Origin of the sequence: Azospirillum sp. TSH20 (assembly GCF_003115935.1) — a bacterium.
In the GTDB taxonomy this organism is placed as follows: Bacteria; Pseudomonadota; Alphaproteobacteria; order Azospirillales; family Azospirillaceae; genus Azospirillum.
The window spans coordinates 1-22,931 of sequence record NZ_LGQU01000122.1; the positions used below are offsets into that span (position 1 = coordinate 1).

Genomic DNA, 22,931 nt, shown 5'->3' on the forward strand with positions numbered 1-22,931 from the left:
AAACCCCCCCCCCCCCCCCGGGGGGGGGGGGGGGGGGGGGGGGGGGATGCAGGGGTGGATTCTTGGGGAAGGGCCGTCGCGCTTCCCCCTCACCCTAACCCTCTCCCCGGGGGGGAGAGGGGATTGCGCTTTTCCGCTTCGGGCCACGGCCGGTGCGGGGACCTCCCCGGCCGGTGTCGCGACCGCCCTCCTTCGCCACCGGATGATGGAAGTGGTGCGGGTGGCCGCCCGGCTTCTCGCCGTTGCCGCGCTCCGGTCCGCCACGACGGCCACCGCGGCGGTCCTCGACGCGGCTGCTGTAGCAATTGTCGCAGACACGGAAACGATGGTTGGCCTTCAGCCGCGCGCCGCAGACCGGGCAGGCGCGGGCGAGCGAGCGCTCGGCGAGCGTGCGCTCGATGAAGGCGTTCAGGTGCGCCCGGCGCTCCTGGCACAAATCCATCTCGGGATAGGCATCGGGGAAGCGGTAGGCCAGCCACGCATAGGCGGTCAGTTCCTTCACCGCGCGCTCGGCCTTTTCCAGTTCCACGTCGGTGCCGACGCTGTGGCGGAAGCGCTCGGCGGCGTCGGGGGCGGCATTGGGGATGCCCCGGCCCTGGTTGACCGCCCAGCCACCGAGAAGGCGCAGGTTGTTCTGGTCGCGGGTGTCGATCGGGCAGCGGGCCAGCATGTCGCGCTGCGCCAGCGGCAACTTGGCGCGGTCAACCGCGGCTGCCGCCTGGATGCGCTGTTCCAGATCGGTCATGCGGAAGGTCTGGTTGGCGCGCAGCAGCTCCTGACCCGCAGTGCGCAGAACCTTGGCGAGGCTGTCGGTGTCCAGCTCCCGCGCAATGGCCTCGACATGGCTGAGGTTGGGCGAAATCCACGAGCGCGGATCTTCCGGCGGCACCGGCGGCGAGGTCAGCGCCCGGCGCACCGGGTTGATGCTCTCCCCCTCCAGAACCGCGACGCGGCCTTCCTCATGCATGCCGAAGCGGCCGGCGCGGCCACCGATCTGCCGGATCTCCGAGGCATTCAGTTCGCGCTCCTCCCGCCCGTCATATTTGCGGGTGGTGGACAGAACGACGCGGGCGACCGGCAGGTTCAGCCCCATGCCGATGGCGTCGGTCGCCACCAGAACGTCGGCGGTGCCCTCGCGGAAACGGCGCGCCTCGGCGCGACGGACCTCCGGCGACAGGGCGCCGTAGATCACCGCGACATTGTGGTTGCGGCCGAGCAGGTCGTGGCGCAGAGCCATCACGTCCTTGCGCGAGAAGGCGATCAGGGCGTCACCCGGCTTCACCTCCTCCAGCTTCACCCGCTCCTCCTGCACGCGCAACGGCGACTTGCGGGTGAATTCGACGACCTCCAACTCCTCGCCCATCGCGTCGGCCAGACGCTTGACGTAGGGGATGGCGTCGGCGGAGCCGGTCATCAGGATTTCCGGAGCGGCGACACCGGCGACCGCCTGGGTCCAGGCCCAGCCGCGGTCGGGATCGCCGATCATCTGGATCTCGTCGATGACGCAGGCGCCCCATACCTTGGAGGTGTTCACCATCTCGATGGTGGAGGAGGTGAAGGCGGCACCGGGCCGCACGTCGCGCTCCTCGCCGGTGACGAGGCTGCAGGGCCGGCCGCGCGTCTCCAGCGCCTCCTGCCCTTCCAGCGCCAGCAGACGCAGGGGAGCGAGGTAACAGCCGCTCTCGGCCTCCGCCAGCCGGTCCATCGCCGCGTGGGTCTTGCCCGAATTGGTCGGGCCGACGTAAAGCCGCAGCTTGCGGATCATCGCGCGGGCGGTGGCAAAGCTGTCCAGATAGACGCCCATGCCCGACGCATTCTCCAGCCGCTCCCGCCGGACCTTCAGGCCGGCGCGGGCGGCGGCGGTGGAGAACGCCTCCTCCATCGCGTCGAGCAGGGTCTGCAGGCGCGGAATCCGCCCGCCGAAGCCGACGACGCGGCCCAGCTCGTCGGCGAAGCCCTTCGGCCGCCAGGACTCGCCGAAGCCGGCCGCCCGCTGCGCCATCGAGGCGAACCAGCCGTCGACCCGGTCCTTCGCCTTGGCGATGGCGGGAGAGGACAGGCAGGCGCCCTTCACCCGCTTGCCCAGCGCCTTGGCCTGCGGCCGGCCGAAGCCTTCGTCGATGGTCAGCAGGCCCCACAGGTCGGCCTCGATGTCCGGAAGCGGGCCGAGCGCCACCTTGAAGCGCAGCTTCAGCTTGCGGTCGGTGCCGGGGATCTGGACGACGTGGTTGACCGCGACCGACCAGCGCGCCGGGGTGCTGTCGGCATCCACCTCGATCCCGTCGCCGCGCACCACGGCGGCCACCGCGCGCAAGGCATCGCGGCGGTCGAATTCGTCGGCGGTGCCGGGGGTGCGGCCGGAGCGGGCGTTGTCGGAGGTGTCGTCGGTCATGGATCGTCTTTTCTTGGAATTGCCCCGGTCATGCAAGCGCTTCGGCCGGGCGGTTCGGCCGGGAGGCCGATCCGGCAGGGCGGATGGCTCTGCCCCCAGACAACAGCCATAGAGCGCCAGGGTCTCTCTTTATGGCCGGGGTCCCTCTTTATGGGTCTGACCGGTCGATTCGGCAAGCCGAATCCCCCGAAGGGAGCAAGCCCGGGCTAATTCGAATCCGTCGCCCTTTCGCCGATCTCGCCCGTGCGAAAAGGGGGGAGGACCGGCCACATAGAGCCACGCAGGTTTGGTGGCCGGCCCCAACGGGTTAGCCGCCGCCGCCCGGCGGACAGGCCCGACATCAGGCCAGGCCGGATCGGCCGCAAGAACGGTCGCGAAACGGTCAATGCTTTGTTCCGATTAATTTTTCTTGGGAGATGCGCATGCCGAATCCTCGTGAGGTCCTGGAACTGATCGAGCGCATGCGGTGCATTTCGAACGACGGCGCGCGCCGTGCCCTGATCGACCATCTGGGCGCGGTCGACCGTCCGACGGTGCTGTCCTTCCTGAACGCGCATGGCCTGAACGTCTGCATGGGCTCGGACGCGGCGCTGGCCGCCTTCGCTTCGTCGGACGTCCTGCTGCGCGACGGGATCGGGTTGCAGGCGGTTCTGCCGGTGCTGGGCATGCCGGCCGGCCTGAACATGAACGGCACCGACTTCATCCCGCTGCTGCTGAAATCGCTCCCCCCCCGCAGCGTCGCCATTTACGGCACCGCCACCCCGTGGCTGGACCGTGCCCGCGTCGTTCTGGAAGCGGCCACCCCGCACCGCTACGCCGACCTGCAGCACGGCTTCCATCCGACGGAGCATTACATCGCCCAGGCGCGGGCCACCCGCCCCGACGTCATCCTGCTCGCCATGGGCATGCCCAAGCAGGAGGAGGTCGCGACGGAGCTGAAGCGCGCGCTGGACCATCCGGTGCTGATCATCAACGGCGGCGCCATCGTCGATTTCCTGGCCGGACGCTTCAAGCGCGCCCCGGAAGCGGTCCAGCGCTCCGGCCTGGAATGGGCCTTCCGTCTGGCACAGGAGCCCCGCCGCCTGTTCCGCCGCTATTGCATCGGTGCCTTCGGCTTCGCCTGGAGCACCATCCGCCTTCGCCGTGCCGCATCCCTCCGCACCCGCGGACCGGGCGCCGCAGCGCCCGCTTCCACCCGGATCTCCCCCCGGATCTCCCAGTCGACGATCCGCCGGTCGCCTATCCAGAAGGAGCTTTGAGACGTGGAAAATCTTCCCCAGATCAATAACGGAGGTCCGGGCGGCCCGCCGGCTCCGGCATGGCCCACCCAGGCCGGCCACCACATGCCGCGCGATTTCGACGGTCCGGCTCCGGCGATGGGCCCCGACTTCCGCTTCATCCTGCGGGTGCTGGCGGCCCACAAGACGCTGATCGCCGCCATCGTGCTGGCGCTGACCGCGCTGTCGGCCTTCGGCGTCTCGCTGATGAAGGACAAATACACTTCCGAAGCGCTTCTGCTGGTCGACAACCGGCAGGTCCGCGTCGTCCGTGCGGAAGATCAGGCGCTGAACGCGATCACGCCGGAAGACAGCGCGATCCTCAGCGAGATCGAAATCCTGAAGTCGACGGCGGTGCTGACCCAGTCGATCGCCGATCTGGGGCTGGCCACCAACCCCGAATTCAACCCGCCGGTCCAGTCCGACGACAGCAAGCCCTTCGTCGAGCGCGCCACCGCCTGGACGCGCGAACAGGCCCATGCCGTCTTCGGTCCCGAGCTGCCGGGCTTCGTCGATGCTGTCCTGGCCCATGGCGACGACATGACCAAGGACACCCACCTGCGCGAGACCCGCGCCGCCGACAGCATCGACGGCGTTCTGGACCGCGTCCGCCGCAACCTGGAGGTCGGCATCGTCGGCCGGTCGCGCGTGATCCAGGTCCGCTACACCTCGCGCGATCCGGAAATCGCCCAGAAGGTGGTCGACACCGTCGTCCATCGCTACATGGAAACCCGCCAGCAGATGGACCGCGACCTGTCCACCAGCGCCATCGCCTGGCTGGAAGACCGCATCGGCACCCTGCGCAAGGAAGTGGCCGAGGCCGACACCAAGGTCGACGCCGTCCGCTTCAAGGCCGGCCTCGTCAAGAACGGCACCAACGGCCTGATGGCCACGACCGAGCTTGAGCAGGCCCGCCTGCGTCTGGCCGAAGCCGCGGCCAACCGCGCCCGCGCCGTCGCCCAGGCCCAGACGCTGGAGCGCAGCTCCGGCAATGGCGGCAGCCTAGCCTCGCCGGTCGTCGCCCAGCTGCGCGCCACGGTCGCCTCGATCTCCACCGAACTGGCCCAGCTGTCGCGCCAGTATGGTCCGAAGCACCCGCGCATCCAGGAACTGCAGGCCCGCCTGAACGAAGCGAACTCCTCGCTGCAGCAGGAGGTCCGGCACGAGATCGCCGGCGTCCGCGAGGCGGCCAACGTCGCCGTCGAGCAGGAAAACGCCCTGAAGTCGATGATCGCCAAGCTGGAATCCGGCTATCAGACCATGGCCGAGGAAGCGGTGCCGCTGCGTACGCTGGAGGCCGAGGCCCAGGCCAAGCGCCAGTTGCTGGACAGCCTGCTCGGCCGTCTGGAAGAGGTGCAGGCCCAGCAGGACAACCGCGCCTTCCCGACCGCCGTCAAGCTGGTCTCGGCGCCGCAGGTCCCGCATGAGCCGTCGGGTCCCTTCCGCGTCCTGCTCCTGCTGGCCGGCTTCTTCGCCTCGCTCGCCGTCGCCGTCTTCATCGTCTTCGGCATCGAGCTGTTCCAGCGCCGCATCCGCACCCCGGACGCCGTCCGCCGCATCCTGGGCGTGGGCACGGTCCACATCGTCCCGCACCACTCCACCCGCGGCACCCGCGGCCGCCTGGACCAGATCTTCCAGAACCATCCCTTCTCGCTGTTCGCGGAATCGATGCGCGCCCTGTTCCGCAACCATCTGGCGGATATGGGTCCGGTCGGCTCCATCGCCGTCACCTCGGCCCGCCCGCAGGACGGCAAGACCTCGATGAGCCTCGCCGTCGCCCAGGTCGCGGCGCAGGCCGGCCGCCGCGTGGTGGTGGTCGACACCGACTTCCGCCGCTCGCGCATCGACGGCCTGTTCAACCTGTCGGCCAAGAAGGGCCTGTCGGACTGGATTTCCGGCACCGCCACCCTGGACGAGATCGTGCACAACAGCGAAGACGCGCCCTATGCGATGATCCCGGCCGGCCGCCTGATGTCGGAGACGCTGGACCGCTTCAACGTCGACGGCCTGATCCACCTGATGGCCGGCCTGTCGCCGCACTTCGATCTGGTGGTGTTCGACACCGCCCCGGCGCTGGCCGTGTCGGATGCCCGCATCGTCTGCGGCGCCGCGTCGAAGGTGATGTTCGTCAGCCGCTGGGGCCACACCACGGCCAGCGACCTGCAGGCGGTCGCCGACCTGGGTCCGATCGACCACTCCAAGTTCGTCGCGGTCATGACCGACGTGAACCTGAAGAAGGCGGCCTCGCGCGGTTACCAGGGTCCCTACAACAGCTATGTGGCGACCCGGAAATACTATGGCGACACCACCCTGCGGACCGCTCCGTAAAGCAGGCAGGGCAACCTGAAGCTCCTTCGACCAGAGGCCCTTTCCTCACCGACGCTGCGGCGTCCGGGAGGGAGGGGTCTCTCCATGCCCGGAACCCGCGACCGGCCCCACCATCCGGAAGAGAGAGCCCCTCCGCATGACAGAGAGTCCGAAGCCCGGTTTTCCCAAATCGCGCACCCAGTGGCGCCCTGAATGGCGTCCAAGCCGGCGCGATCTGATGTGGACCGCCGCTGCCGGCGCGGTGCTGGCGAGCTGCCGGGGCGCCAGCGGCCCGGCCCCGGCGGAGGCCGCCGCAAGCCACGCGGAGGCGGCGGAGCCGGCGGTGACTCTGCGCGAGGCCTGCAGGGCGCTGGGCATCCGCCACGGTGCCGCCCGCGATCATTTCGTCGATCCGGAAGATCCCATGCTCGATCGGCTGATGGCGCGCGAATGCGATGTCGTCACCCCGGAGAACGGCGGAAAATGGGGAGTCTTCCAGCATACGGACGGGAATTTCGACTGGCGCCGCTTCGACGCGGCGGTTGAGCTGGCACGCAGCATCGGCGCGACGCCGAACTGGCACACCATCATCTGGCAGCATATGGGCATGCCGCCCTACATGAAGCTGCCGGCGGGCCGGCAGGCGGAACTGGGCATCTCGGAAGGCGCTTATTTCTCGCCCGAGGGCACGCTGAGCGAGGAGAATGTCTGGCCGCGCTTCACCGGCGTGGTCGAGGCGGTGCGGCAGCGCTACGGCGACATCTTTTACCGCATCGACGTCGCCAACGAGGTCTTCTTCTGGGAAACGGCGGAAAGCCACCCGCGCCAGCAGGACCGCTACGGCTTCCGCCGCGGCATGTGGTGGGTGGCGGCCGGCGGGGCGGAGAAGGGGCCGGAATGGCTCGACCCCTTCTTCCACCACGTGCACAAGGCTTTCCCCAAGGCGAAGCTGGTGCTGAACGAGTTCGGCATCGAGATCGACGAGGGCTGGCAGCAGCGCAAGCGCGCCTATCTGCTCGACTGGCTGTCCGGGGCGGTGAAGCGCGGCGTGCCGATCCACGGCATCGGGCTGCAGAGCCACCTGATCGGCGGCAAGCCCTATGACAGCGCCGGCATGCGCAAGTTCCTGCGCGCGGTCGACAAGTTGGGCCTCGCCGTCCATCTGACGGAAATGGATGTCGACGAGACGCGCCTTCCCCGCTCCTGGTCGCGGGCGGAGAAGGACCGGGCGATGGCCCAGCTGGCCCGCCAGTATCTGGCCGACATGCTGGACAATGCGCGGGTGGAGGAGCTGTGCTGGTGGCACCTGCGCTCCGACCTGAATTTCATCGCGCGGGAGCATCCCGACCTGCACCCCCACCCCTCCCCCTATGACGAGAACTCCCGGCCGCTGCCGCTCTACACCGCGGTGGTGGACACGCTGCGGGAGAAGGCGCGCACCGGCAGGGTGCGGTCGGGCTGAGGGGCCAACGGAAGCGCGATGCGCAGGCGGGGTAAGCCTGTGTCGATCATCTTCCCCTCCGACAGGTTCGCACCTTTTCTCCTTCGCGTGCGGGCGTCCGTCCCCATGCCCGATTAGAGTCCCACATTGCGTCCGGCACCCCCTGATGGAGAGGTCGATCGTGCAGAATACAGCCGACACGTTGCCGATGGATCGCCTGCCCGCCGACCGGAGGACCGACGACGCCCTCGTCGAGCGCTACCGGCGGAAGTTCCACCTCTCGCCGTCCTGTCCGCTGACCATCGAGATGGTGCAGCGCCACTGGACCCTGGAACGGCGGCTTGCCCGCGAGCTGATCGAGACCAAACCGGAAGAGCGCTGGGATGCCTTCGAGAAGGCCTATACCACGCTCTACACCAGCTGCCCCTGGCTGAACGAGGCGGAGGACGATGCCCACACCCGCAACGACGACCTGGACTTCCGCCATTTCCTGACCCTGCTGGGCGGGCCGCAGGACGTCTACGAGGTCGGATCGGGCAAGGCGCGGCTGCTGCGCTATCTCGCCCGCCACGGCTACCGCTGCGTCGCCACCGAGGTGACGCGCGAGCGCGGCGCCAGTTGGATCGAACAGGACTCCAACGTCACCTGGAAGAACAGCGACGGTGTGCATCTGGCCCAGTTCGAGCCGGCCGGCCGCTATGACAGCGTGGTCTCCACCCATGTGGTGGAGCACATGCACCCTGACGACGTCGTCACCCACATGACGAACGTCCACACCATCCTGAAGCCGGGCGGCAAATATGTCCTGAGCATGCCGCACAAGTTCGCCGGTCCCGCCGACCTGTCGGAGGTGTTCGGGCTGCACGAGCCGGTCTGCATGCATCTGCGCGAATATGGCTGGGGCGAGACCGCGGCGATGCTGCGGGAGGCCGGCTTCGCCCGCGTGGAGGCTGTCTATGTCGTGCCGATGGCGGTGCGTCGCCACCTGAACCTGCATTTCGCCAGCCGTGCCTATTTCGGTTACATGCGAGCGGTTGAGGCATTTTTGGGACTGCTGCCATTAACCCTAAATCGCAAGCTCGGAAGGATAGGTCAGCTCTATATGTTCCGTCCCGAGGTGTTCCTGGTCGCGCACAAACCGCGCTGACGCCGCAAGCGGCCACGGAATTTCGTTTCCGTTCAATATGTTGCCTCCACACATCACCCCTTTGTTGCTGCGATGCATCGACAAAGGGGTTTTTCGTGTCTCATTCTTTTCACAAGTGATAGTGGCATTAGAGCCGCATTTCGCTAAAATTTGAAATAGCTCGTTAACCTTTTCCGGCCAGTCTGGGCTCCAGCGAAAACACGGAAAAGAGGATGCTTCCAATGGCAACGAGCCCCGTCGATACGACCTTCGTAGTCAATGCCTCGGGTGTGGCTGCCGGAGGAGTCTGGCCGCACTTCAAGTTCCTCGTCGATGGCGTGGCCGTCGGCCAGGCGACGGTCAATTCCACCAGCGCCGGGCGGTACAGCTTCACCACGAAGGTGGCCCCCGACGCCGCGCACAAGGTCCAGGTCGTGTACGACAACGACTGGATGTCCACCGACAAGTCCGGCATGTACCGCGACCTGATCGTCAAGTCGATCGAAGTCAACGGCAAGACCATCGCTTCCAACAGCTCGACGGTCTCCTACGCCGCTGACGGCCAGGGCACCCTGTCCGGCCGCGAAATGCTGTCCTGGAGCGGCTCGCTCGATTTCAACATGTCCAAGGACATGTTCGCCAGCGCCGCCGGGACCCCGACCACGCCGACCACCCCCACGACGCCGACCACCCCGACCACCGGCGGCACGCCGATCGTCGTGAATGCGTATGGCGCGGCGGCCGGCGGCGTGAACGCCCACTTCAAGGTCCTGGTCGACGGCAAGCAGATCGGTGAAGGCACGGCCGGCACCGCCGCCAAGGACTTCACCTTCAACGCGAACGTCGCCGCCGACGTCGCCCACAAGGTCCAGATCCAGTACGACAACGACGGCGTGGTCGGCGGCGTCGACCGCAACCTGTACGTCAACAAGATCACCATCGGCGGCCATGCCGTGAGCCCGACCGACAGCATCGTGTCGATTGACAAGGGCGCGCTGGACGGCAAGGACCTCGTCGCCGGCCAGAAGGCGATGTGGTGGAACGGCACCATGGAGGTGAAGGCCGACAAGTCCTGGTTCGGCGGCAGCACCTCCACCCCGACCACGCCCACCAACCCGTCGCAGCCGAGCCTGTCGGTCAGCGACGCGACGGTGACGGAGCCGACCGGCAGCCAGTCGTCCAGCGGCATCCAGGGCTTCCTGCACACACAGGGCAACCAGATCGTCGACGAGGCCGGCAACACCGTCCGCCTGACCGGCGTGAACTGGTTCGGCGGCGAGGGCTACAACTACGTGCCCGCCGGCCTGTGGGTGGACAGCTATCAGCACCACCTGGAAAACATGAAGTCGGTCGGCTTCAACACCATCCGCCTGACCATGTCGGACGCCATGTTCGACAGCAGCGCGGTGACCAACGGCATCGACTATTCCAAGAACCCGGATCTGGTCGGGCTGACCCGCCTGCAGGTCTATGACAAGGTCATCGACTATGCCGGCAAGCTCGGCATGAAGGTGATCCTCGACCACCACCGCAACGACGGCGGCGCCGGCACCAACGAACATGGGCTGTGGTACACCAGCGCCCACCCGGAATCGACGGTGATCGCCAACTGGAAGATGCTGGCCAAGCATTATGCCGGCAACGAGACCGTCATCGGCGCCGATCTGCACAACGAGCCGAGCGTCAGCGCCACTTGGGGCGGCAACGCCTCGACCGACTGGGCCTCGGCCGCCGAGCGCATCGGCAACTCGATCCAGAGCGTGAACAAGGACTGGCTGCTGTTCGTCGAAGGCACGGAGTGGAGCAGCACGCTCGCCGGTGCGCAGTCCCGCCCGATCCACTTCGACACGCCGAACAAGCTCGTCTACTCGCCGCATGCCTACGGCCAGAGCGTCGGGCAGTTCAGCTGGCTGAACGATCCGAACTACCCGAACAATCTGCCGGCCCAGTACGACAAGATGTGGGGCTATCTGTACAAGAACGACACCGCGCCGATCCTGCTGGGCGAATGGGGCGGCCAGTTCAGCAGCACGGCCGAGCAGACCTGGGCCAAGACCATGGCCAAGTACCTGAACGGCGACTGGAACCTGGACGGCAAGAGCGACATCGCGGCCGGCGACAAGGGCATGAGCTGGACCTTCTGGGCCTGGACCCCGGAATCCGGTGACGTCGGCGGCATCCTGATGGACGACTACAAGACCATCAACCAGAGCAAGATCAACATCATCAAGACCGCCATGGAAGGCGCCGTCTTCGATACCCCGACGACCACCGCCAACACCGCCAACGCCACCTTCACGGTCAAGCTGTCGGCCGCCTCCAGCAGCCCGGTCACTGTGGACTACTCCACGGTGGACGGCACGGCCAAGGCCGGCTCCGACTACACCGCCACCAGCGGCAAGCTGACCTTCGCCGCCGGCGAAACCGCCAAGACCGTGACGGTCAAGGTGCTGAGCGACAGCGTGACGGAAGGCAACGAGACCTTCAGCCTGAAGATCTCCAACCCGAGCGCCGCGACGCTGGCCGACGCCACCGGCACCGGCACCATCGTCGACGCCGCCGCCAAGGCCGCCGCCGCTTCGCTCAGCTCGGCCGACCTGCTGGCCCACACCGTGACGGCCGCGAACGACACGACCGCCGGCGACCTGCCGACGGCCACCGTCGCCAGCATCGACAGCTCGGTCACCGACCTGTCGCACACCGCCATCGACACCGCCTATCACGGGATGGAGTGGCACGACCCGATGGCCCACGCGGCCTGAGGATCGGCTTCACCGCAACCGGTGTAACGACGACGGAAGGGGCCGGCAGATGCTGCCGGCCCCTTTCTGTTTTGTGTCCGGCGATCAGCCCGGAACGGGCGAGGCCTGTGCGGCGGTCGTATGGGTGGAGAGTGTGCCGACCGGGGCCGGATGCGGGATGTCGGGAATGCTGACCTCCGCCACCGCCTTTCCCGGATTGCCGGCGACGACGGTGCGCCGGGGCATCGGCTTGGTGACGACGGAGGACGCGGCGACGATGCACTCGTCGCCGACGCTGACGCCGATGATCACCGCATGCGGCCCGACCCAGACGCCATCGCCCAGCTCCGGGTAATGGGTCACCCGGCCGCTGGGGAGCAGATCGTCCTTCTGGCCCAGGGTGACGCCGTGGAACAGGGTGACGTTGGCGCCGATGCGGGCGTTGGCGTTCACCACCAGTCCCCAGCCGTGCAGGATGCGCAGGCCGGGTCCGACCTGGGTCTCCCACGGCAGGTCCATGGCGGCCGAATGCTGGGTCCAGCGGTGCAGCAGCCGGCAGGCGGCCAGCAGCGGCTTGCGCAGCGGCCCTCCCATCCGGTCGGCCGCCTGGCAGCTGCGCAGGGTGAAGGTCACCCGGAACATGCGGTTGCCCGCCAGCAGCTTCAGCACCGCCCCGAGGCCGGAACCGCCGCCGTAGCGGATGGCGTCCGCCGCGACCGTCTGCCGATATGTGTAGCGCGGAACATCCTGCATCGCGGTGGGATCCTCCCGGTTCAATCGTTGTCAGGCCGACCGTTCGGCTGATTGTTAGGCCGCTTGGGGCCGGCGAAAAAATCGGCCGAGCATGCGGAACAGCATGGCGCGGTCGGTCTTGCCGAAGCTCGGCCCGAAGAGGGTGACGACGGCGAACAGCATGGTCAGCCCGACCTTGGCCGCGGCGAAGGTGGGGTTCACCTCGAACCCGAACAGAGCGAGGCCGGCCAGATAGGCGATGGCGGCCGGTGCCAGGATGCCCGTCACCCGCAGGATGCTGAGCGCCGGCTCCTTCGGGCTGAGGCGGCGGCACAGCGTCTCGGTGGCGCAGAGCATCACCAGCTCGCGCCCCAGCACGCCGACGGCACCGCCCATCAGGCCGAGCGGCCCCAGCGTCACACCCATGATCGCCGTGCCCACCGCGAGCCCGCCCAGCGAGATCGCCGGCAGGACGCCGACCTTCTTGGTCTTCACCAGCCCGACCTCGGCATGCATGCGCACGCCGTGCAGCACATAGGCCAGCACTAGCAGCGGCATGCAGGGCAGCACGGTGTCGTACTCGCTGGACGCGATCAGCCACAGCACCTCCGGCGAGGTCAGGGCCATGCCCAGCGCCGCCGCCGACAGCAGGACGACGAACAGATAGAAGACGAATTCCGACTGCTCGCGTCCGGCGGTGTTGTCGCCGACGTCGTGCTGGGCCTCGATCCGGCTGACCGACCAGATCTGCAGGAAGGAGGCGGTCAGGAACATGTAGAGCATGGTGGCGAGCCGCAGCCCGAAGGACAGCACGCCCACCGCCGCCACGCCCATCAGCAGGTTGACCAGATAGCGCATGGCGAACTGGTTGCCCATGTCCAGCATGGTCTGCGGCATGAAGGGCAGGCCCAGCACCGTCACTCGCTTCAGGATCCCGAAGGAGAAGCCGACGCCGTTCGCGCCCAGGATCGCCACCGTCAGCGCGATGCCCAGACCGACGAAGGTGATGGCGTTGGCCAGGAAGATGCCGGTCACGCCCAGGTCCATCACCAGCAGGAAGGTGAGGTTGAGGCCGATCAGCCCCACCGCCTTGCCGACGGAAATCAGCAGGCAGGTGCCCGACCGCTTGTGGACCCGGTAATAGGCGAGCGCCAGTTCGAAGACGGCGCTGAACGCGATGCCGGCGAAGGCGAAGGCGATGATCGGCGCCTGATCGCTGCCGCCGAACAGCAGGTGGCTGGCGCCCCATCCCGCCGGCAGCGCCACCGCCAGCAGGAGTAGCGAGGCCGCCCAAAGCCCGATCATGGTGGTGCTGACCACCCGGCTTCGGCCGCGGTTGTCCGCATGTTCGAAATAGACGACGGTGAAGGCGTTGATCATCCCGATCATCAGCATGACCGCGACGATGTCGCCCACGACGCTGATCAGGGCATAGACGCCGAACTCCGCCGGCGACAGGACCTTCGTATAGAGCGGCAGCAGAAGCAGTCCCGCGGCGCGGTTGACCACGTTCGCCACCATGAACATCCAGCCATGTTTGATGATCGTACCAGCTTCGAGAGCCATCCGGTTTCCTTCGCCCTTTATAGTCCGCTTCTTTTCCCGGTCCCGCCTGAGAGGGGAGCGCTGCGTCCGCCAAGTCGCATGGGGTGGGTTGCACGGGCGCAGATAAGGAAAAAGAACGCGCCAAATCTTGGCGGCGGCTGGGAAAGCGTCAATTCGGCCTTGAAGCGACCGCAGCACTCTTCGGTGCTAGTCACCACGGCTTCGGCCAGAGAACCAGGACGTTCCGATTAGGCTTTCCGGCGAGCCCGCACGCTGCCTCCTACGCCCCGCAACAGGCAAGGGTGCGTTCGCGCCACGCCCCCGCTCGGAATTGCCCGGCGGTTCCCTTCGGTAAATCCGGGTGGCGGACCCACTCCGCAAGTTCGGCGATCATCCCCCTTCGCGCCCCACCGTTCCGGCCGGTCGGGGAAGAGGTTACCGGCCTCTACCCAAAAATTGCGGGGATCGAACGTGCCGCCCGGGGTGCGACACCACCTTGCCGCTAACCCGAAACGCTATCCCCGCTGGGGACGGCATCCGAAAGTATCCCCTTAAATATTCGGGCACCCGCACCCTTTGAAACCCGGGTGGTATCGCGGACGCGAAATCAACGCCCGTATGCACTGTTGCTGGCCAAGCCTCCTCATCCTAATTCGTCCTCAACGAACCGCGGATCGGCCGATCGAAATCATGAAAGAGCGATCTTTACATAAATGCGCAGCTGAGATTGAGGCGGCGCAGCAAAGTAAAGACCGGCCGAATCCGAAGAGACGCTGATGACGAGCGACCATCCGCACGAATGGCCGTGCGGTGGCTGGCATTCCCTTCAACCACGGGACCTGCGATGAGCAAACTGGACCCAGATGTGGTCATCGATCTGACCTCGGCGAAAAAGGCGACGATCCCGACGATCGCCCCCGGGCTGCTGCTTGCACTGTCCGACGGGCTGGTCCTCGCCCTGGTGGGGTGGACGCTCAACCATTTCCTCGGCGCCGACGCGCTGACGGAGCCGCTGGAGGCCGCGGCGTGGCAGCGGTCGCTGGTGACCGGCCTGATGCTGGTGCCCTTGGTCAAGTCGGTGTTCGGCATCTACACGCTGGGCCGCTTCGACTACATGGAACGGACGCGGCGGACGTTTCAGGCGGCCTTTCTGTGCTGCGCCGTGCTGGCCGTTCCCTTCATCGTGATGGAGGGCTTCCGCTCCTTCTTCGTGGAGGCGCTGTCGATCGCGCTGCTCGGCTTCGCGGTCACCTATGTCGCCGACCTGCTGCTGATCCAGGGGCTGCTGTCCAGCGCACTGGACTGGCGCACGCCGGTGGTGATCGTCGGCGCCGGCCCGCAGGGCGCCGCCATCGCCGAGAAGCTGCAGCGCCTGCCCTGGCTCGGCATGCGTCCGGTCGGCTTCGTCGACGACGACGACAGCCTGTGGCAGACCCGCGTCGCCGGCCTGCCGGTGATGGGTCCGGTGGAGCTGCTGGCCAAATCGCCCGCGGTCGCCGGCCAGGCCAGCGCCGCCATCGTCGCCGACATGGGCCGCCACGGCAGCGACCTGACCGGGCTCGTGCGCACCCTGCCCTTCCGCCAGGTCTATTGCGTGCTGGGCGAGGGCAACGTCAGCGCGGTCGACGCGACCTATCACAACCTGCACGGCTCGCTGGCCCTGCGCGTCAGCGTCCGTCCGCCGACCGGCTACCTGCGCATCCGCCGCGCCATGGACATCGTGCTGTCGTCCATCCTGCTGGTGCTGGTGGCACCGCTGATGCTGGGTCTCGCCGTCGCCATCAAGCTGGACAGCCCCGGCCCGGTGATGTTCCGCCAGAAGCGCTGGGCCGGCGGCAAGCAGACCTTCGACCTGCTGAAGTTCCGCTCCATGCATGTCGATGCGGAGGAGCAGCTGCAGCAGCTGCTGGAGAACGACCCGGTCGCCCGCGAAGAGTACATGACCTACCACAAGCTGACGGTCGACCCGCGCATCACCCCGCTCGGCCGTTTCCTGCGCAAGACCTCGCTCGACGAACTGCCGCAGCTGTGGAACATCCTGATGGGCGACATGAGCCTGATCGGCCCGCGCGCCTACATGCCGAAGGAACTGCCGGAGGTGGGTGACTCCGCCGCGGTGATCGGCACCGTCCGTCCGGGCCTGACCGGCTATTGGCAGGTGTCGGGACGCCACCGCACCACCTTCCAGGAACGCGTGGCGATGGACGTCTTCTATGTCCGCAACTGCGGCCTGCTGTTCGACTTCTTCATCCTGTGCAAGACCGCGGTGATGGTCCTGAAGGGCGACGGGTCGTAACCCGGCCCTCCCCCGAATTGAATGCCAGCCGGACCCCCGCGCACCCGCGCGGGGGTCTTCTTATTGGGGCCATTCGGCTCCATTCCTTTTTCCGGCCGGCAAAGGAAGGGGGGCGGGCGAAAGCGGCTACCCCTTTCGGGTCCGGCCTCCTTCGGTCTAATGCCACCGCCCGCCTACGAGAAGGGGGGTGCCAACCGCATCTTCAGGTCTGCACAGCCGAACGCGGTACGGCAGCAAGGGAAAGCCGATGAAAGTCCTGGATTTTCTGGAAAAGAGCATCGCCGTCATCGGCATCATCGCTTTCGGAGGCTCCGTGCTTCCGCTGATGCTGACCGGCGGCGACCCTCTGGCCGGCGATCTTGAGTCCGCCGGCGTCACCGTCCTCTATGGCGGCCTCTATCTGCTGGTGCTCGCCGCCATCGCGCTCAGGCCCGGCATCGCCTTCCAGATTCCCTTCGCCAGCCCGGCGCTGACGGCGATGATGGCCTTCGCCTTCCTGACCGCGCTGTGGTCGCTGTTTCCGGACGTGACGCTGCGCCGGTCGATCGCCTTCATGTTCACGACGGTGTTCGGCATCTGGCTCGCCCTGCGTTTCCGCTTCCCGGAGATCATGCGGCTGCTGGTGGTCGGGCTGTCGTTCCTGATGTTCGTGTCCTTCTTCATGATCTTCGCGATGCCCACGATCGGGCTGGACAGCACCCAGCATGTCGGCGCCTGGAAGGGCGTGTTCTTCCAGAAGAACGTGACCGGCCGCATGATGGTGTGGCTGGTGCTGGCACTGGTCTGGCTGGACTGGCAGAAGGAGCAGAGCCGCTGGGTCACCCGGCCGCTGATCCTGCTGGCGATGCTGCTGATCGTGATGAGCCGCTCCGGCACCGGTCTGGTCACCTCGGTCCTGGTGTCGGTGGCCCTGCTGTCCACCACGATGCTGCGCGGCAGCATCCGCAACTTCGCCCCGACCATGGCCCTGTTGACGGCCCTCCTGGTCATCATGGTCACGGCCGGCGCCACCTTCTGGTACGACGTGCTCTATGCGCTGGGCCGCGACCCGACCCTGACCGGCCGCACCGTGCTGTGGCAGCACATCGTCCAGTCCGTCACCGAACGGCCGCTGCTGGGCTACGGCTATGCCGCCTACTGGTTCGGCTTCAATGGACCGGGCGCCAGCTTCACCCGCGACTGGGGCATCACCTCGGCCCACAGCGGCTGGCTGGAGCTGACGCTCGACCTCGGCCTCGTCGGCGTGGCGCTGGTGCTGGTGGTGCTGAGCCGCATGCTGTTCCAGGGCTTCTTCGCCGCCCGCTACGGCAGCAGCCGGGCCGAGGCCGCCTGGGCTTTCGCCGTCGGCTGCGCCCTGCTGGCGGTTTCGGTGTCGGAAAGCGTGTTCGCCGAGCGCCATTCCATGAATTGGGTGATCGCCACCATCGCCGTCGTCCGTCTGATCCAGCAAAGCCGCTGGCAGCGCCTGCTGAACGACCGGGCGGAGGAGCAGCATCGGCTGCGGCGGCATGCGCCCGCCGGCGTCGCCCCCGCCTATGCCGGCCAGAGCCGTGCGCTCTAGCCACGGACCTGACGACCATCGATTTCGGGCCCCCGGCCCCTTTCCCAGCGACCCTTCCCATTTTGCTTCGACCGAAGGCAGACCCATGAGCCCGAAGAAAGAACCGGCGAACAGTTACCACCCGGCGAGCAATGAAAAGGTTACCGTCGTGATCCCCACCCGCAATCGCCCGGACATGGTGATGCGGGCGGTGCGCAGCGCTCTCGACCAGACCTATCGGGACCTGGACGTCGTCGTGGTGATCGACGGGCCGGATCCGGCCACCGCCTCCCATCTGGCGACGCTGGCCGATCCACGGCTGACCGTGATGGAGCTCGAGACGAACCACGGCGCCGCGGAGGCGCGCAACATCGGGGTGCGCAGCGCGCAGGGCGACTGGATCGCCTTCCTCGACGACGACGACCATTGGATGCCGGAAAAGGTGGCGCTGCAGATGGCCGCCCGCCCGGCCGGCATCCGCCTTCCCATCGTCAGCTGCCGCTGCCAGGTGGTGACCGCCCGCGGCACCTTCGCCTGGCCGCGGCGGCTCGCCACCCCGGCCGATGCCATCGGCGATTACCTGTTCGTCCGCCGCGGCCTGTTCAAGGGCGAGACCTTCGCCCCCACCACGACGCTGCTGGCGCCCAAGGCGCTGCTGCTGCGCAACCCCATTCCCGAATCCCGGTTCGACGACTGGGAATGGCTGATCACCTGCGGCCGGATCGACGGCGTGGCCCTGGTCCACATCCCCGAGGTGATGGCCGTCCATTACACCGAGAACAACCGCGTCACGCTTTCGACCTGCCACAACATCAACCACGCCCTGGAATGGGCGGAGTCGATGCGCGACCACCTGTCGCCGCGCGCCTATGCCAGCCTGCTGCTGCAGGCGACCGGCGGCGAGCAGGCGGCCCGGACCGCCGGCACGCGCTGGCGCATCCTGAATTCCGCGCTGCGCGACGGGCAGCCGACGCCGATGGCGCTCGCCACCTTCACCATGCATTCGCTGATGCCGGTCGGTCTGCGCCGCCGCCTGCGGCAAGCCTTGTTCTCCGCGTCCGACGCCGCCTGAGCACGAAAAAGGACCCAGACGCTTATGGACAGCACAAACGACAGCCGTATCCCCGCAAGCCTGCCGGATGCATCCCACCGGATCGCGATCGTGTTCGCGACGCCGGGTGCACTCGACGGCGGCGGCGGCATCGGCCGCATGACGGGTTACGTGGTCGACCAGTTCGACAAGTCGGGCACGACCCGATCCATCATCCTCGATACACGCGGCACCGGTAGCGTTCTGCTGTCACCCTTATATCTCGGCATGACCCTGACGCGCATGGCCTGGATCCTGGCGCGTCGCAAAGCCTCCGTCGTGCACATCAACGTGTCCGAGCGGGCGAGCTTCCTGCGCAAGGCGGCGGTCCAGGCGGTGGCGGGGCTGATGTCCTGCCCGACGGTGGTCCACCTGCACGGCGCGTCCTTCGTCGAATTCTTCGAGGGCGGCATCTTCGCCCGCGCCATCAGCCGCTGGCTGTTCAACCGCTGCGGCCGGGTGGTGGTGCTGGGCGACAATTGGCGCGATTTCCTGGTCCAGTCGGTCCACACCGACCCCCACAAGATCCGGGTGCTCTACAACGCCGTGCCCGATGTCGGCGCCGACCTCGGCCCGCCCGCGCCGCCGGAGCCGGGCGCCGTCCTGTCCCTGCTGGTGCTCGCGAACCTGTCGGAGCGCAAGGGCATCGGCACGCTGCTGCGCGCCGGCGCGCTGCTGAAGGAGCGCGGACAGCCCTTCCGGATCACCATCGGCGGCGGCGGCGACGTCGACGGCTATCGCGCGATGGCGGCCGAACTGGGGATCGCGGAGAACTGCAGCTTCCTGGGCTGGATCGGCCGGGAGGAGGCGCATGCGCACATCCGTTCGCACGACATGCTGCTGCTGCCCTCCACCCATGAAGGGCTGCCGATGGTGATCCTGGAGGCGCTGTCGGCGCAACTGCCGGTCATCACCACGCCGGTCGGCTCGATCCCGGAGGTGCTGACCGACGGTGAGACCGCCCGGATCATCCCGGTGAACGATCCGCAGGCGCTGGCCGATGCCGTCATACAGGTCGGTCACGACCCGGCTCTCTACCGCCGCCTTGCGGAAAACGGCCGGCGCCTGTTCCTGAAGCAGTTCGTCATCGACGCCTACGCCAAGTCCCTGCTGGCGATCTACCAGGAGTTGGACCGCAGCGGCGCCGAGTTGTCGGGGGAGCTGGACAAGCTGGCCGGATCGGCCGCCACCGCCTCCAAACGGCGATGATCCAAAGTCATGGCCACCTCGATGATCGGTCTGGAAAACAATCATGGCGGGTATGACCGTAAGGAAGGTGTACATGCACAGGTTGGGTAACCATACCGGCAAGCCAACCCGTTCGGTCGCTCCACAGCGTGCGGGTGACGTATCGCGTAAACTTGCTCGTGGACGTCGCCCGGCCTTCGGCAGCGGCATGATCCAGACGGCGGCGGTCGACCGGCCGCATCACCAAGCGTCTCCCTGTACGGCATGAAGAACGAGCCGATAAGGGACCGACGCCAAAAGCATAACAAGCCCGCCGCAGCCGTCGAAGGACGGTCGTCACACGGTAAAAGCCGGGGCGCAACGCAGGAACGGCGGGCAGGGAAAGGATCAGGAGCGGACATGATCTATATCGTCTCCCCCGGCGGCACGCAGGAGAAAGGCGGAATGGGACGTGTGGTCGACAACTTCACGACCGACCTGAGGCAGAATTGCCCGGACGTGAAGTTCGAGGTGGTCGACAGCTACGGTCCCGGCAAATTCCACCTGATGCCCCTCTATTTCGCACGGGCGACCGCCCGTCTCGCCGGCTGCTTCGCCGCCGGCAAGGCCGACCTCGTCCACATCCATATGGCGGAATATGGCAGTGTCCTGCGCAAGGGCATCCTGATCGCCATGGCCCGCAGCTTCGGCGTGCCGGTCGTCCTGCACCTGCATGGCGGACGCTTCCCGAAACACTTCAAGGACAGCAGCCCGCTGATGCGCTGGGCGATCCGCCGCATGATGGCGATGACCAGCGAGATCGTCGTTCTGGGCGAATTCTGGCGCGACTGGGTGGCGGAGGCCTTCGGGCCGGAGACGCGGCAGCGCACCACCCTGCTGCACAACGCCGTGCCCGGTCCGGTCTCCCCGCCGGTGCGCGACGATGCGGAGGAAGGCTTCGCCGGTCCGGTGCGCCTGCTGTTCCTCGGCCGGCTGATCAAGCTGAAGGGCATCGATGTCCTGCTGAACGCGCTCGCCTCCCCCGCCTGCCGCGACCGGAACTGGCAGGTCACCATCGCCGGCGACGGCGATCTGGAGACCTACCGCGGCCTCGCCACGGATCTCGGCATCGCCGACCGCGTACGCTTCACCGGCTGGCTCGATCAGGCCGGCTGCCGGCGCGAGCTGGCCAACGCCCATGTTCTGGTCCAGCCCTCGATGTTCGAAGGACTGCCGATGTCGGTGCTGGAGGCGATGGCGGAGGGACTGACCATCGTCGCCACCCCGGTCGGCAGCGTTCCGGACGCCATCGCCGACGGCGAGACCGGGCTGCTGGTGCCGCCGGGCGATGTCGCCGCGCTGGCCGACACGCTGGCCCGCGTGATCGACGACCGCAACCTGCGCCGCAATCTGAGCGCCGGCGCCCGCGCACGGTGGGAGCGCCAGTTCGACGTCGCCGTCTTCCGCGAACGTCTGCTGGAGATCTACCGCCGCAACGCCCGCGGCAACCTGACCACGAAGCCTGCCGTTCCCGCCGGACCGGTGCCGGCCTCCGGACCGGCGGGCCATACGAAAAGCACGACTGGCTGACGCGGACACGGCAGGCCGCTTCCGGTTCGGACCGCTCGCGGCCGGGACCGGGAGCATCGACATGAAGGAGGGGGCACCATGAAAAACGCCATTGCCAATCTGGTGCGCTGGTCGGGATTCGGTGCGATGCAGCGTTTCCTGAAGGCGCGGCACGCCGTCACCATCGTCGTCTATCACGACCCGGCCCCTGAGGTGCTGCGCGAGCATCTGCGCTGGTACACCAAGCATTACGGCTTCACCACGTTGGATGCCGTGGCCACCGCGATGGAAACCGGCCGCTGGGACAAGCTGCCGGCCTATCCGCTGGTCATCACCTTCGACGACGGGCATCGGAACAACACGGCGCTGGCGTCCTTGTTCCGCGAGTTCGATTTGCGGCCGACGATCTATCTCTGCAGCCAGATCGTCGGCACCGCCCGCCCCTATTGGTGGAAGACCGCCGCCGCCGACGGCATCGGGGTGGAGCGGCTGAAACGGGTGCCCGATCCCGAACGCCGCCGCCTGCTGGCGGAGGCCGGCGACGATCCCGACAGCGACGGTGCCGACCGTCAGGCGATGACCTGGGACGAGATCGCGCGGATGACCGATGTCGCCGATTACGGCGCCCACACCCGCACCCACCCGATCCTGCTGCAATGCGACGACGGCCGCTGTGCCGACGAGATCGCGCTGTGCCGCAGCGAACTGGAGGAGGCGCTGGGCCGGCCCTGTCGCCATTTCGCCTTCCCCAACGGCGATTTCAGCGACCGCGAGGTGGAGGAGATCCGGCGTGCCGGATACCGCACCGCCCGCACCATCGACCCCGGCTGGAACGACGCCTCCACCGACCCGCTGCGCCTGAAGGCTTTCCCGGTGTCCGACGACGCGACGGTGGACTGGCTCAGCGTCCAGCTGACCGGCATCCCGGCCTGGCTGCGCAAGCGCAAGGCCGCCGCCGACAGCCCGGCCGGCGGGGTGACGCCCGAATGGGCAGGCTCGATGGCAAAACCCAAGTCGGCGGGCGTATGACCGCGACCGGCCGCGCCAAGCCTAATGTCTAGAGGCAAGCGACAAGCCCTATTACCGGACAACAGAGTGGCTAACCACAGACTTCAATCCACTCCTATCCTTTGAGCCCTCGCAAACCACCGCCTCCATCACAATAAAATTGCATATCACGCGAATGCGAAAACAAGGAGCCGATCCACCGCGGGACACATGACAAGGGATGGCCGGACCCACGCCCCCATACCCCTGAGATCGCCCCCGCGAGCCACCCGGCCCCGTTCACGCCGACCCCATTTCGACAGACCTCGTTAGACATCGTTTCGACCGAACCCACGTCGACCGAACCCAGCAGGAGTTTTCAGAGACATGCGGACCGCCACCCTGACCGACACGACCCTGACCGCTCCCGCCCTGCCGGAAATCCGCGCCTTCATCGTGGAGAATTTCCTGCTCGGCAAGGACTCCGGCTTCGACAACAGCGAATCCCTGCTGGAGTCGGGGATCATCGACAGCACCGGCATCATGCACGTCGTCGCCTTCCTGGAAGAGCGCTTCGGCATCGCGGTCGACGATGACGACATGATCGCCGACAACCTGGAGTCTGTCGACCGCATCGCCAGCTTCGTCGACCGCAAGCAGGAACTCCGCAACGCCGCCTGATCCTGCGGGACCAGCGACGGCGGATACGGCCAAAAGCCGG

Annotated in this window: 15 protein-coding genes; 12 read left to right on the top strand and 3 right to left on the bottom strand. The window is 67.3% G+C overall.

The window, feature by feature from the left end; all coding sequences use genetic code 11:
- Positions 1 to 94: 94 nt before the first annotated feature.
- Positions 95 to 2,392: a helicase-related protein gene (locus TSH20_RS29050; protein WP_109156412.1), complete on the bottom strand. Its 2,298-nt coding sequence runs from the start codon at positions 2,390 to 2,392 to the stop codon at positions 95 to 97.
- A 422-nt stretch (positions 2,393 to 2,814) separates the two neighbouring features.
- Between TSH20_RS29050 and TSH20_RS29055 the strand changes: the two genes are divergently transcribed.
- From TSH20_RS29055 to TSH20_RS29075, 5 genes are all read left to right on the top strand, one after another.
- Positions 2,815 to 3,651 carry a WecB/TagA/CpsF family glycosyltransferase gene (locus tag TSH20_RS29055; RefSeq protein ID WP_247871378.1) on the top strand — a complete coding sequence of 279 codons (837 nt, stop codon included), beginning with the start codon at positions 2,815 to 2,817 and terminating at the stop codon, positions 3,649 to 3,651.
- A 3-nt stretch (positions 3,652 to 3,654) separates the two neighbouring features.
- Positions 3,655 to 5,997 carry a polysaccharide biosynthesis tyrosine autokinase gene (locus TSH20_RS29060; RefSeq protein WP_199231999.1) on the top strand — a complete coding sequence of 781 codons (2,343 nt, stop codon included), beginning with the start codon at positions 3,655 to 3,657 and terminating at the stop codon, positions 5,995 to 5,997.
- A gap of 217 nt (positions 5,998 to 6,214) precedes the next feature.
- Entirely contained in the window at positions 6,215 to 7,438 is a 1,224-nt protein-coding gene (locus tag TSH20_RS29065) for an endo-1,4-beta-xylanase (RefSeq protein WP_247871377.1), read from the top strand.
- Positions 7,439 to 7,598: 160 nt separating this feature from the next.
- On the top strand, positions 7,599 to 8,564 hold the full coding sequence (locus TSH20_RS29070) for a class I SAM-dependent methyltransferase (RefSeq protein ID WP_109156408.1): 966 nt from the start codon (positions 7,599 to 7,601) through the stop codon (positions 8,562 to 8,564).
- A gap of 221 nt (positions 8,565 to 8,785) precedes the next feature.
- Complete coding sequence (locus TSH20_RS29075; RefSeq protein WP_109156407.1) at positions 8,786 to 11,305, top strand: carbohydrate-binding domain-containing protein; 2,520 nt, start codon at positions 8,786 to 8,788, stop codon at positions 11,303 to 11,305.
- Positions 11,306 to 11,389: 84 nt separating this feature from the next.
- On the opposite strand, the gene TSH20_RS29080 is transcribed toward TSH20_RS29075, so the two are convergent.
- Both TSH20_RS29080 and TSH20_RS29085 read right to left on the bottom strand, forming a co-directional pair.
- Positions 11,390 to 12,037: a serine acetyltransferase gene (locus TSH20_RS29080; protein ID WP_109156406.1), complete on the bottom strand. Its 648-nt coding sequence runs from the start codon at positions 12,035 to 12,037 to the stop codon at positions 11,390 to 11,392.
- A gap of 54 nt (positions 12,038 to 12,091) precedes the next feature.
- Positions 12,092 to 13,582: a hypothetical protein gene (locus TSH20_RS29085; protein WP_109156405.1), complete on the bottom strand. Its 1,491-nt coding sequence runs from the start codon at positions 13,580 to 13,582 to the stop codon at positions 12,092 to 12,094.
- Between the two features lie 823 nt (positions 13,583 to 14,405).
- Here TSH20_RS29085 and TSH20_RS29090 point away from each other — a divergent pair.
- The 7 genes from TSH20_RS29090 to TSH20_RS29120 all read left to right on the top strand — a co-directional run bounded on the left by TSH20_RS29090 (position 14,406) and on the right by TSH20_RS29120 (position 22,891).
- A complete protein-coding gene (locus TSH20_RS29090; protein ID WP_109156404.1) occupies positions 14,406 to 15,857 on the top strand; it encodes an exopolysaccharide biosynthesis polyprenyl glycosylphosphotransferase in 1,452 nt (483 codons plus the stop codon).
- 247 nt (positions 15,858 to 16,104) lie between these two features.
- The gene (locus TSH20_RS29095) at positions 16,105 to 17,418 is read left to right on the top strand and encodes an O-antigen ligase family protein (RefSeq protein WP_109156403.1); all 1,314 of its coding nucleotides are present in this window, start codon (positions 16,105 to 16,107) and stop codon (positions 17,416 to 17,418) included.
- A gap of 85 nt (positions 17,419 to 17,503) precedes the next feature.
- Complete coding sequence (locus TSH20_RS29100; protein ID WP_109156402.1) at positions 17,504 to 18,469, top strand: glycosyltransferase; 966 nt, start codon at positions 17,504 to 17,506, stop codon at positions 18,467 to 18,469.
- A gap of 24 nt (positions 18,470 to 18,493) precedes the next feature.
- A complete protein-coding gene (locus TSH20_RS29105; RefSeq protein WP_109156401.1) occupies positions 18,494 to 19,696 on the top strand; it encodes a glycosyltransferase family 4 protein in 1,203 nt (400 codons plus the stop codon).
- Positions 19,697 to 20,074: 378 nt separating this feature from the next.
- Positions 20,075 to 21,244 (top strand): glycosyltransferase family 4 protein, encoded by a 1,170-nt coding sequence (locus tag TSH20_RS29110; RefSeq protein ID WP_211099761.1) that lies wholly within the window; start codon positions 20,075 to 20,077, stop codon positions 21,242 to 21,244.
- 78 nt (positions 21,245 to 21,322) lie between these two features.
- Entirely contained in the window at positions 21,323 to 22,252 is a 930-nt protein-coding gene (locus TSH20_RS29115) for a polysaccharide deacetylase family protein (RefSeq protein ID WP_109156400.1), read from the top strand.
- Positions 22,253 to 22,597: 345 nt separating this feature from the next.
- The gene (locus TSH20_RS29120) at positions 22,598 to 22,891 is read left to right on the top strand and encodes an acyl carrier protein (RefSeq protein ID WP_085083499.1); all 294 of its coding nucleotides are present in this window, start codon (positions 22,598 to 22,600) and stop codon (positions 22,889 to 22,891) included.
- Positions 22,892 to 22,931: the final 40 nt, after the last annotated feature.

Coding starts and splice junctions, on each gene's coding strand:
- TSH20_RS29050 (WP_109156412.1), bottom strand. CDS start 2,392: ATGACCGACGACACCTCCGACAACGCCCGCTCCGGCCGCACCCCCGGC.
- TSH20_RS29055 (WP_247871378.1), top strand. CDS start 2,815: ATGCCGAATCCTCGTGAGGTCCTGGAACTGATCGAGCGCATGCGGTGC.
- TSH20_RS29065 (WP_247871377.1), top strand. CDS start 6,215: ATGTGGACCGCCGCTGCCGGCGCGGTGCTGGCGAGCTGCCGGGGCGCC.
- TSH20_RS29075 (WP_109156407.1), top strand. CDS start 8,786: ATGGCAACGAGCCCCGTCGATACGACCTTCGTAGTCAATGCCTCGGGT.
- TSH20_RS29080 (WP_109156406.1), bottom strand. CDS start 12,037: ATGCAGGATGTTCCGCGCTACACATATCGGCAGACGGTCGCGGCGGAC.
- TSH20_RS29085 (WP_109156405.1), bottom strand. CDS start 13,582: ATGGCTCTCGAAGCTGGTACGATCATCAAACATGGCTGGATGTTCATG.
- TSH20_RS29090 (WP_109156404.1), top strand. CDS start 14,406: ATGAGCAAACTGGACCCAGATGTGGTCATCGATCTGACCTCGGCGAAA.
- TSH20_RS29095 (WP_109156403.1), top strand. CDS start 16,105: ATGAAAGTCCTGGATTTTCTGGAAAAGAGCATCGCCGTCATCGGCATC.
- TSH20_RS29100 (WP_109156402.1), top strand. CDS start 17,504: ATGAGCCCGAAGAAAGAACCGGCGAACAGTTACCACCCGGCGAGCAAT.
- TSH20_RS29105 (WP_109156401.1), top strand. CDS start 18,494: ATGGACAGCACAAACGACAGCCGTATCCCCGCAAGCCTGCCGGATGCA.
- TSH20_RS29110 (WP_211099761.1), top strand. CDS start 20,075: ATGATCTATATCGTCTCCCCCGGCGGCACGCAGGAGAAAGGCGGAATG.
- TSH20_RS29115 (WP_109156400.1), top strand. CDS start 21,323: ATGAAAAACGCCATTGCCAATCTGGTGCGCTGGTCGGGATTCGGTGCG.
- TSH20_RS29120 (WP_085083499.1), top strand. CDS start 22,598: ATGCGGACCGCCACCCTGACCGACACGACCCTGACCGCTCCCGCCCTG.